A 16,537-nucleotide genomic window follows, 5' to 3' on the forward strand; every position below is an offset into this window, starting at 1 on the left:
TCCACCTTTCCTGGTTCGATCCGTGCGGAGTTTCCCACGTGCGCTAGGCCCCTTGGGGCGACGGGTTGGCAGGGGCCTCACCCAGCCAGCCCGACTTCGACACCCACTTCCGCGCTCGCTCGAGATGATCCATGGTGGACTGCGAGGCCAGCAGCGTCTGGAGGACCGCCTCCACCTGCTTGAGATCGGTCGCGGAGAGGCGCTTTTCGACAACGGGGTTCAGCCGGAGGTATTCCTTCCGGAGGATCATGCGGCACTGGTAGTGCACGGCCTCCGCGCCCGCCTCGAGCAACATCTTGATCAGGATCATGGGGTTGTGGGCGTCCAGGAGCCACTTGGCGAAGCCCCAGTTGGCGACGCCGTGATGGAACTCCGGTGCCAGATACGTGGACATCTGCCCGTTGCCCACCGAGAACAGCAGGATGTCCGTCATATCCGGCTGCTCGGTCTCCAGCGTCTCCACCGCATCGTTCTTGCTCTTGCGGCTCAGGATGCTGATGCCCTGGGCCAGCCCCACGAGCGACGGATTGTTGGCGAACAAGCCTCCGTCCACGTAGCCGCTCCCCCTCTGCTTGATCCCCTGGTAGATGGGATAGGAGAGCGGCGGCGAGCCGCTCCGCATCAAGACATCCACCACCAGCTCGTCCAGATCGGCGTCACTTTCAGGGCTGGTGTTGTGGAAGATCTTGGCCTTCCAGGTCCGCATCCCCTTCCGCTTTCCATCGAGCTGGTAGGACGCGATCGCCACCTTGTGCTTGAGATCCCCGAGCCTCAGCGTCGAGCCGAAGTAGTCGCAGAAGAAGTCGCGCATGTAGCTCGAGTCGAGGAGCGAGCTGACACCCGCCAACGCCTTCAGGAAGCGCCCGGGGGACACTCCCTTCTTGTTCATGGAGACGACCTGGCCCCAGAAGTCGATGATCTTGGCGAGGGCGGCATCCGGATCCGCCTCGGCGGCCAGGAACGCCGCGTTGAAGGCACCCGCCGATGAGCCCGCGAACAGATCCACGGAATTCAGCAGCGGCTGCTTGTTTCCCCTGGAATCGAGCATCTGCCGGAGCGCCCTCAGCAGGCCCGCGGTCACATAACCCTCTCCGCCAGATATGGACGAACCATCCATCGACAGAATTCGATACGGCATCACACCACCTCCCTTGAGTGCTGCTCGTTCAGACCCTTCGCCGACATCCCTGCCCGAGGGGCTTCATGACTCGAGGCCGCGGCCAGAACCTTATCCAGACATTCCTGCAACCGGAGTGCAAGCTTAATGACATTTCTCTCATCCATGATGAGCGTCATGTGGTTGCCGGGTACCGCAATCACTTCCACACCCGCCCGGGCGAACCTGCGCACGCTCTCGACGAGCGTGTCCACCCCAATCGCCGGAGGGCCCGCGCGGAAGAGCGTGGCGGGACCTGCGTACGAGGAGAACGTGTAGAGACGCTCGGCCTGCATGGTCACGAGGAAGTTCCGGGCGGTCCGCGCCGCGTCCCGCAGGAACCGCCAGAGGTAGGTGCGCTGGCCGTCGGTGTCCCTGCGGAACAGCTCCCCGAAAGACTCGGGCAGGCTGATGCCCATCCACCCCCCCACGAGCCTCACGTTCTCATAGTCACGCGGCAGCGGGGCCTCCGTCAGCACCCTCACCATCTGTGAGCTGGCGAATAGCCCCTCCCCGTTCTCCCCATTGTCCCGAGCGGCCTGCCGGTCGAGCGCCGCGCCATCGATCAGCCCCAGCAGCGCGACCTGCTCTCCCATCGCCTCGAGCTGCCGCGCCATCTCACACACGATGATGCCGCCGAACGACCACCCCGCGAGCCGGTACGGTCCGTGCGGCTGGAGCTGCCGCATGGCGTCCACGTAGAGCGCGGCCGTCTCCTCGATCGTCTCCGGGGGCCGCAGGTCGTCCATGACGCCCGGCATCTGGAAGCCGAAGACGGGCTGCTCCGGACTCAAGTAGCGCGCCAGGGAGACGTAGACGGCCGGGCTGCCGGCGGAGGGCGGAGCGAAGAACAGCGGTGGCTTGTTTCCCAGGGGCTTCAACGCCACCACGCAGTCGGGTAGCCGCAGGGCCAGCGCGGACTGGGCTCCCGAGTGCGCGTCCACCCAGCGGGCCAGCTCCTCGACCGTGGGACGCTCGAAGACCTCGTTGAGAGGAACCTCGACGCCCAGACGGGACCGGATGCGCGCGATGAGGGTGACGGCGAGCAGCGAGTGTCCTCCCAGCTCGAAGAAGCTCGCGTTGGGCGCCACGGTGCCGAGCCCCAGCAGCTCGCCGAAGAGGGCCTGGAGCTGACGCTCCGTCTCGCTGCTGCCCACCCGCCGCACCAGGGCACTGGCCTCATGCTCTCGTTCGGGCGGCGGTGGCAGGGCCTTGCGGTCGATCTTCCCGCTGGGCGTGAGCGGCAGTGCCTCGAGGATCACGAAGACCGCCGGGATCATGTACTCGGGGATCACCCCGTGGAGGGACTTCCGAAGCTCCTCCTTCAGCGCCCCCTCCGCCTGGGCGCCCCACGTGCGCGGCTCGACGTAGGCCACCAGGCGCGGCTCACGGCCCGGCGCGCGCTGCAACACCACGGCGGCCTGGACCACCTGGGGGTGCCGCCCGAGCGCCGACTCGATCTCCCCCGGTTCCACCCGATGGCCGCGGATCTTGAGCTGATCGTCCAACCGACCCAGGTACTCGATCCGGCCGTCCGGGAGATGACGGGCGAGATCCCCCGTGCGGTAGAGCCGGGCGCTCCCGGTGCCGGGGGTCTCCAGCTCGAAGGGGTTGGGGATGAACCGCTCGGCCGTCAGCTCCGGACGGCCCAGATAGCCCCGGGCCAGTCCGACCCCACCGATGTGGAGCTCGCCGGGCACACCGATGGGCACCGGCTGTCGATTCCGGTCCAGGATGTAGAGCTGCGTGTTGGCGATCGGCCGGCCGATGGGAATCCGCTCCGGGAGCGGCCCGTCACCCGGGAGCAGCTCCTCGATGCAACAAGCCACGGCGGCCTCGGTCGGACCGTATTCGTTGATGATGCGGGTGGCGATGCGCTGCCGCCGCCAGGTGGCCAGGTCCACTCCGTGAAGGCCCTCTCCACCGAGCACGGCCGCGTGCGCCCGCTCGAGCACCCTCTGGGCACGGCCGAGACCGTCGAAAGCCCTGAGGTGGGAGGGCGTCATCTTGATGAAGCTGAATCCCCCCTCGGGATAGTCCTCCGAGGTCAACAGCTCGAGCTCCTTGCCGCGCGGAAGCAGGAACAGGGCGCGTCCCGCGAGCAGCGGGGCGAAGAGGCTCGTCAGGGTGCCATCGAAGCTGACGGAGCCGAGCACCGGACTTCCCGTGCCCTCCTGGAGCTTGTAGGCGTCGACGCACCACTTCAGGTAGTTGACGATGCTCCGGTGGGTGATCTCCGTGCCCTTCGGCTGCCCCGTCGAGCCCGAGGTGTAGAGGATGTACGCGAGATGATCGGGGCCCACCTCGCGGCGCAGATGCTTGCCAGTGACCTCCGGGAGCTCCTCGTCCACCGGGATGACCGTGAAGCTCCCCAGCGCCGAGAGCCGCCCCGCGAGCTCGCCCGAGGAGAGCACCACCCGAGGTCTCGCATCGCCGAGGATGCGCCGGAGCCGATCGGAGGGCTCGCCAGGATCGAGCGCGAGGAACGCGCCGCCGGCCTTGAGCACCGCCAGGAAGCTCACGATCAACTCCGGTGAGCGCTCCAGGTAGATGCCGACGACCCCCTCGGGCCCGATCCCCTGCGCCTGCAGGTACACCGCGAGCCGATCACTGTGTTGATCGAGCTCGCCATAGGTGAGCTCCCAGTCATCCACGACGACGGCGCAGGCGTCGGGTGATCGCAGGGCCCGGGCCTCGATCAACTCGTGCAGGCACTGGCTGCCAGGGTAGTCCTTCCGGGTGTCGTTCCACTGCCGCAGCACGCGCTCGCGGCTGGCCGCGGAGAGCAGCGGAAGCCCGGCGATCGGCCGCTCGGGCTCGCTCAGGAGCCCCTCGAGGAGCGTCTGGAAGCACTCCACGTAGTGTTCGATGGTTCCCCGATCGAAGAGATCGCGGTTGAACACGAACCGTCCCGTGAGCCGATCCCCGTGATCCTCCACGAAGAGGTTGAGATCGAAGCGGGAGGTGGTGGTCTCGAACTCCAGCGGCTGGAGCTTCACCCCACCCTGCTCCGGATATCCGCCCGGCACCCGGACCCAGGAGAACACGGTCTGGAACAACGGGTTGTAGCCGGGGTTTCTCGGTGGCTTCAGCTCCTCGACGAGGAGATCGAAGGGCAGATCCTGGTGCTCGAAGGCCTCGAGCACCACCTCGCGGACGCGCTCCACCAGCGTCGAGAAGCCGAGGCCGCCTCCGCAGTCCACCCGCATCACCAGGTTGTCCACGAAGAAGCCCACCAGGGGCTCGAGCTCATTGCGGCTCCGGTTGATGGAGTTGGCCCCCAGGGCCACGTCATCCCGTCCCGTGAGCCGGTGCAGGAGCGCGAAGAACGCGGCCAGCATGCCCATGAAGGGCGTGGCGTTGGCGGCATGGCTCGAGGTCTTCAAGAGCTCCGTGAGCCGAGGCGCGAGCTCGAAGGGGACCTCTCCCCCCGCGTAGGTCTGCACCCGGGGGCGCGCGCGATCCGCGGGGAGCTCGAGCAGCGGAGGCAACCCGGCGAGCTTCTTCCGCCAGTAGTCCACGAGCTTCCGACGACCCTCGCCCTTCAGGAAGTCCCGCTGCCAGATGGCGAAGTCGGAGTACTGGATCCCCAGGGGCGGCAGAGGGGACGGCTGCCCACCGCCAAAGGCGGCGTAGAGCGTCATGAGCTCCCGGACGAGGATCCCTCGCGCCCACTCGTCCGCCGCGATGTGGTGCATGCAGACCTGGATGAACTGACCCTCGGGCCCCCGATCGATCACCAGGAGTCGAACCACCGGGCCCCTGGAGAGATCGAAAGGCCGCTCGCCCTCCCGCTGGAGGAAGGCCTCCGTCCCTCGCGGCTCGACGGCGAGCACCTCTCTCTCGTCGAGCACGCGGAACTCGATCCGCGGCTCGGGATCGACGATCTGAACGGGCACCCCCTCCTGCTCGGCGTAACGCGTACGGAGGATCTCGTGGCGACGGATGATCTCGATGAAGCAGCGCTCCAAGAGCCTCGCATCGAGATGGCCGTCGACTCGCAGCGGCATCACCAGGTTGTAGGCGGAGCTTCCGGGCTCCAGGCGGTCGAGGAACCACAGCCGCTGCTGCCCATAGGAGAGAGGCGCGGACCCACCACGAGAGACCGGGGTGATGGCGACCGTCGACTTCTCCCGATTGCGCGCGTGCAGCAGCTCGAGCAGCCCGCTCTTGTGCTCGGACAGTGTCCTCCGCAGCGCCTCATCGGCGGCCCCCTTCGGGGCCCGAAGCCGCAGCGACTCGCCTTCCGCCCAGACCTCGATGCCCCGTCGATTCAGCTCGGCGAGCAACTCCCCCAGACTCATAGCGTCAGTTCCTCGAGCTCGTCGGACGCGGCAGGGGCACGAGCGAGCAGCTCGCTGAGCTCGAGCTGCGTGTGCAGCGCCTCCACGATTCCGTCGAGGGCGGTTCCATCGATGAAGCGGGCCATGGGCAGATCCACGCCCAGCTCGCGCCCGATGCGGTTCTTCAGCTCGACCGCGCGCAGCGAGTCGAGCCCCATCTCGTTGAGTGAGATCTTCTTCTGGAGCACTTCATGATCCGGAGCGAACCCCAGCAGGGACGCCAGCCGGCCCTGGACATAGCGCGCCAGCAGCTCACGCCGACGCGTGCTGTCCGTCCGCTTGAGTTCATCCAGCAGCTCATGCATTCGCGAGGCGGCAACGGAGCGGGACTGCTCGGGCATGAGGCCGGAGAACAAGGGGCCGTGGCCCGGCGAGAAGGTCGCACCCGCCGCGGAGACATTGAAGGGCACCACGCCCATCTGGGTGACCTCTCGCGCCAGGAGCTCCTCGAGGATCTGCAGCGCCTGCTGAGGTGGGAGGCTGGAGGCGTCCGAAGCCGAACCGCCCCCCTTGGATGACGTCTTCGACGCCATTCCCGCACCGGACCACCGCCCCCAGTTGATGCTGAGCGCCGGCAACCCTCGCCTGCTCCGGTGATGCGCCAGCGCATCGAGGAAGCCGTTGGCCGCCACGTAGTTGGCCTGCCCCGCCACGCCAATGAGTGACGCCGCGGATGAGTACATCACGAAGAGATCGAGCGGGAGCTGGGCCGTGGCGAGGTGCAGGTTCCACGCGCCCTGCGCCTTCGGCGCGAACACACGCGAGAAGCGCTCCCGATCCTGGAGCAACATCACCCCGTCATCCAGCACACCCGCCGAGTGGAAGATTCCCCGCAACCGGGACCCTCGAGCGGAGATCTCGTCCACGAGGCGCTGGACGTCCTCCAGGCGCGAGACGTCGGCCCGGGCCACGGTGACCTGACAGCCACTCGCCGTCAGCGCCGAGATCGTGGCCTTCGCCTCCGCTCCCGGCTCGCCGCGGCCGGTCAGGACCAGATGACGGGCCCCAGACCGAACCAGCCACTCCGCGGTGGCCAACCCGAGGGCTCCCAGGCCGCCCGTGATGAGATACGTCCCGTCCGCCAGGATCCGCACCGGCGTGGTCCGGCTCGAGGCCTTGCCAGGCCGCGCGAGCCGGGCACCCAGGAGCTGACCCCCGCGCAGGGCCATCATGTTCTCCTCGGGAGGCTGGACGATGAGCTGGAACAGCCTCGCGGGCGCATCCTCGCTGGTGTCCAGATCCACCAGCCGGCAGCCGAGCTCCGGATGCTCGATCGCGGCGGCGCGGCCGAGTCCCCAGATCGGCACCTGGGTGAGACCCTCCACGGCATCCGCCGGAGCGGCCGCGACGGCCCCACGCGTTGCCAGCCACAGCACGGGCCGCTGAGCCCAGGGGGCGCGAGCCAAGGCCTGGGTGAGGTGGAGCACTCCCGCCGTACTGCGCGCGGTGGCGTCCGCCAGTCCCTCGGCGGAGAGCCCCGTCGCCCCGCGCTCGTCGAGTCCCCACAAGCAGGCAACGACCGTCGGCGCCGCGCCTCCCTCGGAGACCTCCCGCAGCAGCCTGTCGAAGCTCGCCGCATCGGTCGGATCGAGCCGGTAGTGATCCGGGTCGACGCGCTCGTAGCCCGCGCCCTGGGTCACCGTCACGCATGTCCCGGAGTGTTGCAGCACCCGCTCCTTCAACTGCGTCCCGACGCCACCCGAGTCCGCCAGCAGCAGCCAGCGACCGGGCCGGGTCGGGACCTGCTCGCGCGCCCCGGGAGCGCGCTGCTCACGCCACACCAGCTCGAAGAGGAACTCCCGCCAGGAGTCCGAGAACGAGGCCATGACCGCGCTCCGGTCGAACTGCTTGAGCAGCAGGCCCTCCACCTCGGCGATGGGCTCTCCGTCCTCGTCGAAGATCCGCAGGTCGGTGCTCAGCACCTCGGAGGAAGCCATGGAACGCTCGTCGCCTCGGACGTGCACCCAGACGCTGCTACCGGGCTTCTTGAACCAGCGCAGCCGCTCGATCCCGACCGGAATCCGTTGCCGGCTCTCCCCCGAGGCCGGAACCTCCTCCATGAACACGGCCGCGACCGCCTGGAAGCAAGCATCGAGGAGCAGGGGATGCAGCCAGTAATTCCCCACTCCCAGGATGTGGCTGTCGGGCAGCCGGACATGCGCGAGGCAGCCGTTCTTCTCGAACCTCAGCTCGTCGATGCCCTGGAACGACGGGCCGTACTCGAGCCCACCGCGCTCCATCATCTCGTAGAACGACGTGGTCGGGCGCGGCTGCGAGAACCGCGGGAACAGCTCCTTCGCGAGATCGACACGCGCCCCTCGCTCGAGGCCCTCCGCGACTCGACCGTGGGCGAGGCGGACCCAGCTCCGATCCGCGCCGCTTCCCTGGCTGTAGATCTCGAAGCGGGTGCTCCCCTCTTCCGGTGTCAGCACCGTCTGGACGTCATTCCTCACGGCCTCCTTGAACACCAGCGGCCGCTCCAGCTCGATCGCCTTCAGCTCGATCGGCCGCTCTCGCGGATCCGCATGGTGCGCGGCGCCGAGCGCCATCTCGACGTAGCAGGCGGCCGGGAGCAACGTCGTCCCGAGGACGCGGTGCTCCCCGATGAAGGCGGGCTCGCGAGCGCTCAGGCGGGCCGCGAACCGTGCCTCCTTCGCTCCGGCGAGCGCCAGGGGGGCGCCCAACAACGGATGCACGTCGCCACGCGACAGCTCACGCTCCGGCGCGTACTGCCGGGAGCCCCCCTCCCCGGTCTCGATCCAGTAGCGCTCACGCTGGAAGGGGTACGTCGGCAGGGAGAGCTGCCGACGCTCGAATGGCACATCGAAAGCGGCCCAGTCGATCTCGCAGCCGCGCACATACAGCTCTCCCAGGCTGGAGAGAATCTGCGCCGTCTCTCCCTCCGCGGGGCGCAGGCTCGGGAGCCAGCACAGCTCGTCCGCCTCCGGGAAGACCCGGCGCCCGATTCCCGCCAGGATTGGAGCCGGACCCACCTCGAGGAACATCCGGTGTCCCTGCTCGCGCAGGAGCGACAGCCCCTTGGCGAAGAGGACGGGCTGCCGGAGGTGACGGCACCAGTATTCGGGCCGGGTGATCTCGTCGACCACGAACCGGCCCTCCAGGGTGGAGGCCAGCGGGATGCGCGGCGCCGAGAACTTCACCCCGCGGAACGCCTCGGCCAGCTTGCCGAGCACCGGCTCCATGTGCGGAGAATGGTAACCCTGGGAGATCCGCAGGAGCTTGCGGTGGATCCCCCGCCGCTCGAACTCCTCCGCCACCTTCAGGACGGCGGACTTGTCTCCAGAGATGACCATGTCCTCCGGGCCGTTGATCGCCGCGAAGGAGACGATCCCCGCATAGGGCGCGATGGCCTGGGTCACGGTCTCCAGATTGGCGGCGATCGCCAGCATCGCGCCCTCCCCCGGAGCCTGACTCGCGAGCCGCGCGCGCTCCACGACCAACCGCAGCGCCTCCTCGATGCTGAAGACGCCCGCGACGACGGCCGCCGTGTACTCACCCAGGCTGTGCCCGATCAGCACTTCCGGAACGACGCCCCACGAGGCCCACAGCTCCGAAAGCGAGTACTCGAGCGCCACGAGCGCGGGCTGGGCATGACACGAGTCTTCCAGGAGGGTGGCGGACGCCTCACCGAAGAGAATGGTCTCGAGCCGGTGTTCGAGCAGCCCCTCGAGGGCCTTCGAGCACCGCTGCAGCGCCGTGCGGAACGCTGGCTGGGTCTCGTACAGCTCCCGGCCCACGCCCGGATGGAGCGAGCCCTGCCCCGTGAACAGGAAGACCGGCCTCGGGCTCTCCGTCCCCCGCCGTGCCTCGCGCTTGGGGCGGATCTTCTCGGCACGCAGCCGCGCCAGGCCCGCCCGCAGCCCGGCGGCGGTGGCTCCCGACACGGCCGCGCGGTGCTCGAAATGGGAGCGGCCCACATTGGCCGTGTAGCACCAGTCCCCCAGCGCCACGTCGTCCGGTAGGGCACGCTCGTGCTCTTCCACCAGCGCGTCGAGCGCGGCCTCCGTCTTGGCCGACATCGTCAGCACATGGACGGGACGATCCTTCTCCACCGGCGTCCGGGTCAGGAGAGGGGCCTCCTCCAGCACGATGTGGACGTTGGTGCCGCTGAACCCGAAGCTGCTGAGCCCCGCGATCCGGCGCCGCGCCCCCCGAGGCCACGGCTGCGTGGCCGTCGGGATGGTCACCGGCAGATCGTCCCAACGGATGTTCGGGTTGGGCCGCGCGAAGTGGAGGTGCGCCGGGATGGCCTCGTTCTGCATCGACAGGATCACCTTGATCAGCCCCGCGATCCCGGCGGCGGCCTCGAGGTGCCCGATGTTGGTCTTCACCGAACCGACGAAGAGCGGCTCTTCTCGCGAGGACTTGCGCCCGAAGACCGCGCGCAGTGCCTCCATCTCGATCGGATCCCCCAGCGAGGTCCCCGTCCCGTGCGCCTCGACGTAATCCACCTGGCCGGGCTCCACGCCACAGCCCTCCATCGCCATCCGGATGACGCGCTCCTGCGAGCGCCCGTTCGGCACCATCAGCCCGCTGCTCCGACCATCGTGGGTGATCGCCGAGCCCCGGATGAGGCCCAGGATCGAATCCCCCTTGGCCAGCGCGTCCGACAGGCGCTTGAGCACGATGACGCCACAGCCCTCGCCGCGCGCGAAGCCATCCGCGGAGGCATCGAAGGTCTTGCAGCGCCCATCGACCGCCAGCATGCGGTTCTGGCACTCGGACATCATGGTGACGGGCGAGAGGCTCAGGTTGACGCCGCACGCGAGCGCCAGCTCACTCTCGTCGTTCCGGAGGCTCTGGCAGGCGAGATGGATGGCGACCGCGGAGGAGGAGCAGGCGGTATCCACCGTGAGCGCGGGGCCCTGGAAGCCCATCGTGTGAGCGAGCCGCCCCGCGGCCATGGAGGGGTAGTTCAGGGATGCCGACTGCATATCCCCGCCCACGGTGAGGCCGAGCAGGTTGTAGTCGTTGTGCATCATCCCCACGAAGATGCCGGTCCGGCTCCCGACGAGCCCGGCGGGAGGGATGCCCGCCCGCTCCAGGGCCTGCCAGCACCCCTCGAGCAGCAGGCGCTGCTGCGGATCCATGTCCTTCGCGTCACGCGGCGGGATCCCGAAGAAGCCAGGCTCGAACTGGTCGACGTTTTCGATGAAGGCGCCGCGGCGCGTGTACATCTTGCCCGGGACGCCCGGGGTGGGATCGTAGAACTCGTCGATGTTCCAGCGATCCGGAGGGATCTCTCGGGTCGCATCCTTCCCCTCCTCGAGCAACTCCCAGAAGGTCTCGGGCAGCACCCCTCCTCCCGGAAACCGGCACGACATCCCGACCACCGCGATCGGCTCCGCGGCCAGGAGTTCCTTCTTGGAGCGAAGCTGGCTCGCCAGATAGGCGAGCTTCACGGGGGGGAGCTCTGCAATGCGTGTGGATAGTTTCGCCATCAGGTCCTCAGCTGGAGAGCACGCTCTCCAGCTCCTGGTCGATGAGTGAGGTCAATTCCTGTTCCGACAAACCCTGGATCTCCGCGGCGAGCGTCTCCTGCTCCTGCCGCGGGGCCTCCTCGGGCTTCTGGGCATCCACGCCCATTCCCAGCTCTCCGGCGAGGTGCGCGACGAGCCCGTCCACCGTGGGAAAGTCGAAGACGAGGGTCGAACGGAGGCTCCTGCCGAGGTTGCTCATGAGCCGGTTCCTGATCTCGACCGCCAGCAGCGAGTCGACACCCAGCTCGAACAGACGCTCACCTCCCGCGATCTTCTCCGACTCCGCCAGGCCCAGGGTCGCGGCGACCAGCCGCTCCACGTGATGGCGCAGCAACTCCATCCGCCGGTTCGGCAGGGCCGCGTCCAACTGCTGGCGGAAGGCCGAAGGCTGCTCCCGGAGGGGTACCCCACCGACGAAGGCCTGGATGAGCGCCTGGCCCGCCAATCCCGGCAACTGCTGCGTCAGGAGTGTCCAGTCCACGGGGAAGACGCCGAGCTGGGGGCTCGCCCCGCCCAGAAGCCGTTCGAGGATGCTCAGCCCTTGCGCCACCGGGATGAGTCCAAAGCCCAGGGCACCCGGGCGCCCCGTGTCCGCCTGGACGAGCCGCGCGGCCATTCCGGCCTCGGCCCAGGAGCCCCAGTTGATCGTCGTCGCGGGCCTGCCCTGGGCATGCCGCAGGTGGGCCAGCGCGTCGAGGAAGGCATTCGCGGCGACGTAGTTGGACTGGCCTGGCGTGCCAATGAGCGAGGCGACCGAGGAGAAGCAGACGAAGAAGTCCAGCTCCAGCCCGGCGCTCAGCTCGTGCAGGTTCCATGCGCCCTGGACCTTGGAGGCCATGACCTCGCGGAAGCGCTCGGCCGTCTGGTTGCCAATGGTGCCGTCGCGGAGCACCCCCGCGGAGTGGAAGATGCCGCGCAGGGGCGGCGCGCCTCGCATCTCGTTCAGGACCTCCGCCACTTCCTCGCGCGAGGAGAGATCCACGAGAGCGACCTGGACGCGCACGCCTCGCGCCTCCAGCGCCTCGAGCTGCCCCTGGACCTCTGGTGAAGGACCCCGCCGCCCCAGCAGGACGAGGTGACGGGCACCCCGGTCCGCCAGCCACACGGCGAGGCGGAGCCCGAGCCCACCCAGACCACCCGCGATGAGATAGGAAGCCTCCGCGGAGATGGCCGGCTTCTTCTCCGGGCTCGCGCGAAGCCGGGCGCGCCCGAGCCGCGCGGTGTACAGGGCCCCGCCACGCACGGCCACCTGGGTCTCCCGCTCCGGGAGCAAGAGCGCGCGCACGAACGCTCCGAGTTCCTCGCGACGCCGCTCCCCCGCCAGATCGACGCGAAGGCAGCGCAGCTCCGGCAGCTCGGTGGCCACGGCCTGACCGAAGCCCCACAGCGGGGCCTGGGCGATGCGCGGAGCCTGTGCGTCGGAGGGCAGGCGCTGGGTCCCCCGTGTGACGATGACGAGCCGGGGCATCTTGGCCCACGAGGTCCGCCCCAGGGCCTGCGTCAGGTGCAGCGCGCCCAGGCAACCTGGGATCTGCGCGGCCTCGAGCCCGGCCAGCGAGAACCCGGTATCCAGGTCCTCATCGAGCCCCCACAGGTAGAGCAGTCCGGTGGGGGGCTCGCCCTCCCAGGCCGACAGCAACTGACCGAAGTGGGCAGCGGAGCCTGGATCGAGACGAATTCCGTCCGGGCCGCTGCTGAACTCGTTCCCCCTGCGCACCAGGGTGCAGCGATCCCCACGCTGCGTGAGCACCTCCATGAGCTCGGCGCCGAAGCCCCCCTCGTCGGCGAAGAGCACCCAGCTCTGGCTGACGGGGCGGGACTCCTCCTTGGCCACGTGCGGAGTCCAGGTGAGCTGGTACAGCCAATCCATGAAGTCGCTGTCGAGGCCGCGCAGCAACGCGTCCCTCTCGGCCTTGCGCACGGAGAGCCCCGTGAGCGCGGCGACCACCGTGCCATCCTCGGCACACAGGGTCATGTCGGTGACGGGGTGTCCCACCGACCCCTCCGCGACACGCTGCCGGGCATGGGTCCAGATCCGCTCCGGCAGCGGCCGGTAGAGCTCGAGCCGCTGGATGCCGACCGGCAGGTGCAGCGCATCACCTGGCGACAGCGGCGTGATCGCGGCCCCTGTCCGCAGACACGTGTCGAACAAGGCCGGATGGACGCGGTAGCTCCCGCTCCGATCCTCCGCCTGGCTGAACGAGAGCGCGGCGCCTGGTCCCCGGTGGAGCGACGACAGCAATTGCAGCGAGGGCCCGTAGTCCAGCCCCCGCTGGGCGATCGCCGCGGTGAGCTCCTCGATGGAGACGGGTGTGGGGCAGCTCTGGCGCCACGCCTCCCGCTCGGCCGAGGGTGGGAGCGCGCTCAGCGCCGAGACACGGCAGGTCACGTGGGTGATCCAAGGGGCGCGCGCGCCCGCTCCCTCCTCCGAGCGCTCGTCCCCCTTGCTCACCACCTTGCACGTGAAGCCCGCCTCCCCGTGGCTCTCCAGGAGGGTCTGGACGACCCGCGCCTGTGCGTCGGGCAGGACCAGGGGCTGGTGGAGCGAGAGATCCTCCAACGTCAGGGCCTCCGTGCCGAGCTGTTGCACCGCCGCCGAGGCCACCATCTCCACGAGCGCCGCGGCGGGAACCACCGCCTTGCCGTAGACGCGGTGATCCGTCAGGAAGGGCAAGGCTCCCGCGGTGAGCTCGCTGGAGAAGACCGTGGTCCCCTCCCGCAGCGCCGCGGAGTCCCACCGGGCACCCAGCAAGGGGTGGAGCGTGGAGCGTCTGCCCTGGCGGGACCAGGGCGCGGGAGCATCCAGCCAGTACCGCTGGCGCTCGAACGGGTAGGTCGGCAGGGCGACCCGCGCGCGTCCGTAGCCGGCATCGAAGCGCGCCCAGTCCACCCCCGCGCCGCGCACATGGAGCTCGGAGAGGGAGCGGAGCAGGCCCGTCCAGTCCGAGCGGCGCGCGTGCAGCGTCTCCAGCCACAGCGCCTCCTCCGAGGCCACGACATCCCGCGCGAGGTTCAACAAGGACGGCTTCGGGCCGATCTCGAGGAAGACGCGCACGCCTCGGCGGACGAGCGCCTGGATCCCGTCGGCGAAGCGAACGGGCTGGAGGACGTGACGGGCCCAGTAGCCGGGCTGGGTGAGGGCCTCTCCCCCTTCCGCGCCATCGAGGTTGGAGATCAACGCGACCCGAGGCGTCTGGAACCGCACGCGGCTGGCCACGCGCTCGAACTCCGCCACCATCGGCTGCATCAGCGGCGAGTGGAACGCGTGCGAGACATTCAGGCGCCGGCTCTCGATTCCCTCGGCGGCCAGCTCCTGGGAGATGGCCTCGACCGAGCTCTCCTCTCCGGAGATCACGACGTTGCGCGGCCCGTTGATGGCCGCCAGGCTCACCCGGGGATGGCCGGCGATCGCCCGAACCACGCGCGCCTCCTCGGCGAACACGGCCCGCATCGCACCCCGCTCGGGCAGCCCCTGCATCAGCCGGGCGCGCTCGGCGACCAACGGGAGGCCCGCCTCGGGCTCCAAGACTCCGGCGAAGATGGCCGCCGCGTACTCGCCAACGCTGTGGCCCAGGACCGCATCGGCCCGCAGCCCCCATGAGCGCAGCAGTCCCGCCAGGGCAAGCTCCAGGGCCACGAGCGCCGGCTGGGTGTACCGGGTCTCGTCCAGGGCAGCGCTGCCCTCCTGGAAGAGCACCTCGGTCAGCGGCCGCTCGAGGTGAGGCCTCAGGATCTCCTCATAGCGGAGAAGGTCGCGACGGAAGCCCGGGTGCGTCTCGAACAGCTCCCGGCCCATTCCCACGTACTGGGCTCCCTGGCCGGTGAAGAGGAACGCGATGCGCGGCGCCCCGGCTTCCTTCCGTCCTTCCACGCGAGTCTCGGGGGTGCCGGGCTCGCCGCGGCCGAACGCGCGCAGCGCGGCCACCATCTCCTCGGAGCCCGGCGCCACGAAGGCCACGCGCTCCTCCATCGCGCTCCGTCCGATGTTCGCCGTGTGGCAGACGTCCGCGAGCGCTCCCTTGCGCGCCCCGGAGAGGTCCTCCGCGATCGAGTCCGCCAGCCGGCGCAGGCTCCCGCTCGAACGGGCCGAGAGCGCCAACAGGTGCAGCGGGCGCTCCACGCCCTGGGGGAACTCCCGCGGGCGCGGCGCCGACTCGAGGATGATGTGCGCATTCGTCCCCGAGAAACCGAACGAGCTCACGGCGGCGAAGCGCGGCTCCGTCCCCTGCCAGCTCCGCCGCGCGGTGGGGATCTCGACGAACAGCCGGCTCCAGTCGACGTGGGGCGTGGGGTTGCGCAGGTGGAGGTGGGGCGGGATCTCCTCGTTCGCCAGACACAGGGCCGACTTGATCAAGCCCGAGATTCCCGCCGCACCCTCGAGGTGGCCCAGGTTCGTCTTCACCGAGCCGACCACCAGCGGCTGCTTCCGGCTGGCCTTGTCACCGTAGACGGAGGCGAGCGCCTCCAACTCGATGGGGTCGCCGAGCGCCGTCCCGGTGCCGTGCGCCTCGACATAGCCCACCTGCCGTGCTTCGACCTGGGCGTCCCGGAGCGCATCCTGGATCACGTGCTGCTGGGCGAGCCCGTTCGGAACGGTGATCCCGCTGGTCCGGCCATCCTGGTTGACGGCCGAGCCTCGGAGCACCGCGATGATGGGATCGCCGTCCGCCAGGGCATCCGAGAGGCGACGCAGGAAGACCAGCCCGCAGCCCTCGCCCCTTCCAATCCCGTTGGCCGCGGCGTCGAAGGTCTTGCAGCGCCCGTCAGGCGAGAGCATGTGGGTCCGCGACTCGATCAGCGTCGCGATCGGGGAGAGCACCAGGTTCACGCCGCCCGCGAGCGCGAAGTCGGTCTCACGCTGTCTCAGACTCCGGATCGCGAGGTGGACCGCGACGAGCGACGAGGAGCACGCCGTGTCGAGCGTGAGGCTGGGGCCCTGGAAGCCAAAGGTGTAGGAGAGCCGGCCCGAGGCGATGCTCGGGCTGTTCCCAGAGCCCGTGTGGGCGTCGATCAGCTCGGGGGACTGGGTGGCGATCTGGGTGTAGTCCTGCCCCATCAGGCCGATGAACACACCCGTCCGCGTCCCGCTCAGCGAGGAGGGACTGCGCCCGGAGCGCTCCATCGCCTCCCACGCGACCTCCAGCAAGAGCCGGTGCTGGGGATCCATCCGCGCCGCCTCGCGCGGGGAGATCCCGAAGAACCTCGGCTCGAACTGGTCGATCTCCCGCAGGAAGCTGCCGTACCGGCAATAGATCCGCCCCGGTTGATCCGGATCGGGGTGGTAGAAGCCTTCCGCGTTCCAGCGCTCGGGTGGGACCTCGGTGATGGTGTCCGTGCCCTCGGAGAGCAGGCGCCAGTAGCCCGCCGGGTCCGAGACTCCACCCGGGAACCGGCACCCCACGCCGACGATGGCGATGCCCTCGTGCCGCTCCCGCTCGTAGGACTCGATCTTCGATTGCGCCTCCTGCAACTTCAGGAGCGCTCGCTTCATCAAGTCGCCGTAGCTCGTATCGTTTGCTTGCCCTGACATGGCGTCG

4 protein-coding genes are annotated in these 16,537 nt (G+C 69.3%); all 4 read right to left on the bottom strand.

What is annotated here, in order from left to right; all coding sequences use genetic code 11:
* Nucleotides 1-43: 43 nt before the first annotated feature.
* The 4 genes from CYFUS_RS30065 to CYFUS_RS30080 are packed head-to-tail and all read right to left on the bottom strand — an operon-like array spanning nt 44 to nt 16,530.
* On the bottom strand, nt 44-1,138 hold the full coding sequence (locus CYFUS_RS30065; protein WP_095988358.1) for a patatin-like phospholipase family protein: 1,095 nt from the start codon (nt 1,136-1,138) through the stop codon (nt 44-46).
* Complete coding sequence (locus tag CYFUS_RS30070; RefSeq protein WP_095988359.1) at nt 1,138-5,460, bottom strand: non-ribosomal peptide synthetase; 4,323 nt, start codon at nt 5,458-5,460, stop codon at nt 1,138-1,140. The genes CYFUS_RS30065 and CYFUS_RS30070 overlap by 1 nt, the downstream gene beginning before the upstream one ends.
* Nucleotides 5,457-10,961, bottom strand: coding sequence for a type I polyketide synthase (locus CYFUS_RS30075; protein ID WP_095988360.1), 5,505 nt, complete (start codon nt 10,959-10,961; stop codon nt 5,457-5,459). Before CYFUS_RS30075 ends, CYFUS_RS30070 begins: the two co-directional genes overlap by 4 nt.
* 7 nt (nt 10,962-10,968) lie before the next feature.
* Nucleotides 10,969-16,530 (bottom strand): type I polyketide synthase, encoded by a 5,562-nt coding sequence (locus tag CYFUS_RS30080; RefSeq protein ID WP_095988361.1) that lies wholly within the window; start codon nt 16,528-16,530, stop codon nt 10,969-10,971.
* Nucleotides 16,531-16,537: the final 7 nt, after the last annotated feature.

It is taken from the genome of Cystobacter fuscus, from assembly GCF_002305875.1.
Lineage (GTDB): Bacteria > Myxococcota > Myxococcia > Myxococcales > Myxococcaceae > Cystobacter > Cystobacter fuscus_A.

Coding starts and splice junctions, on each gene's coding strand:
- CYFUS_RS30075 (WP_095988360.1), bottom strand. CDS start 10,961: ATGGCGAAACTATCCACACGCATTGCAGAGCTCCCCCCCGTGAAGCTC.
- CYFUS_RS30070 (WP_095988359.1), bottom strand. CDS start 5,460: ATGAGTCTGGGGGAGTTGCTCGCCGAGCTGAATCGACGGGGCATCGAG.
- CYFUS_RS30080 (WP_095988361.1), bottom strand. CDS start 16,530: ATGTCAGGGCAAGCAAACGATACGAGCTACGGCGACTTGATGAAGCGA.
- CYFUS_RS30065 (WP_095988358.1), bottom strand. CDS start 1,138: ATGCCGTATCGAATTCTGTCGATGGATGGTTCGTCCATATCTGGCGGA.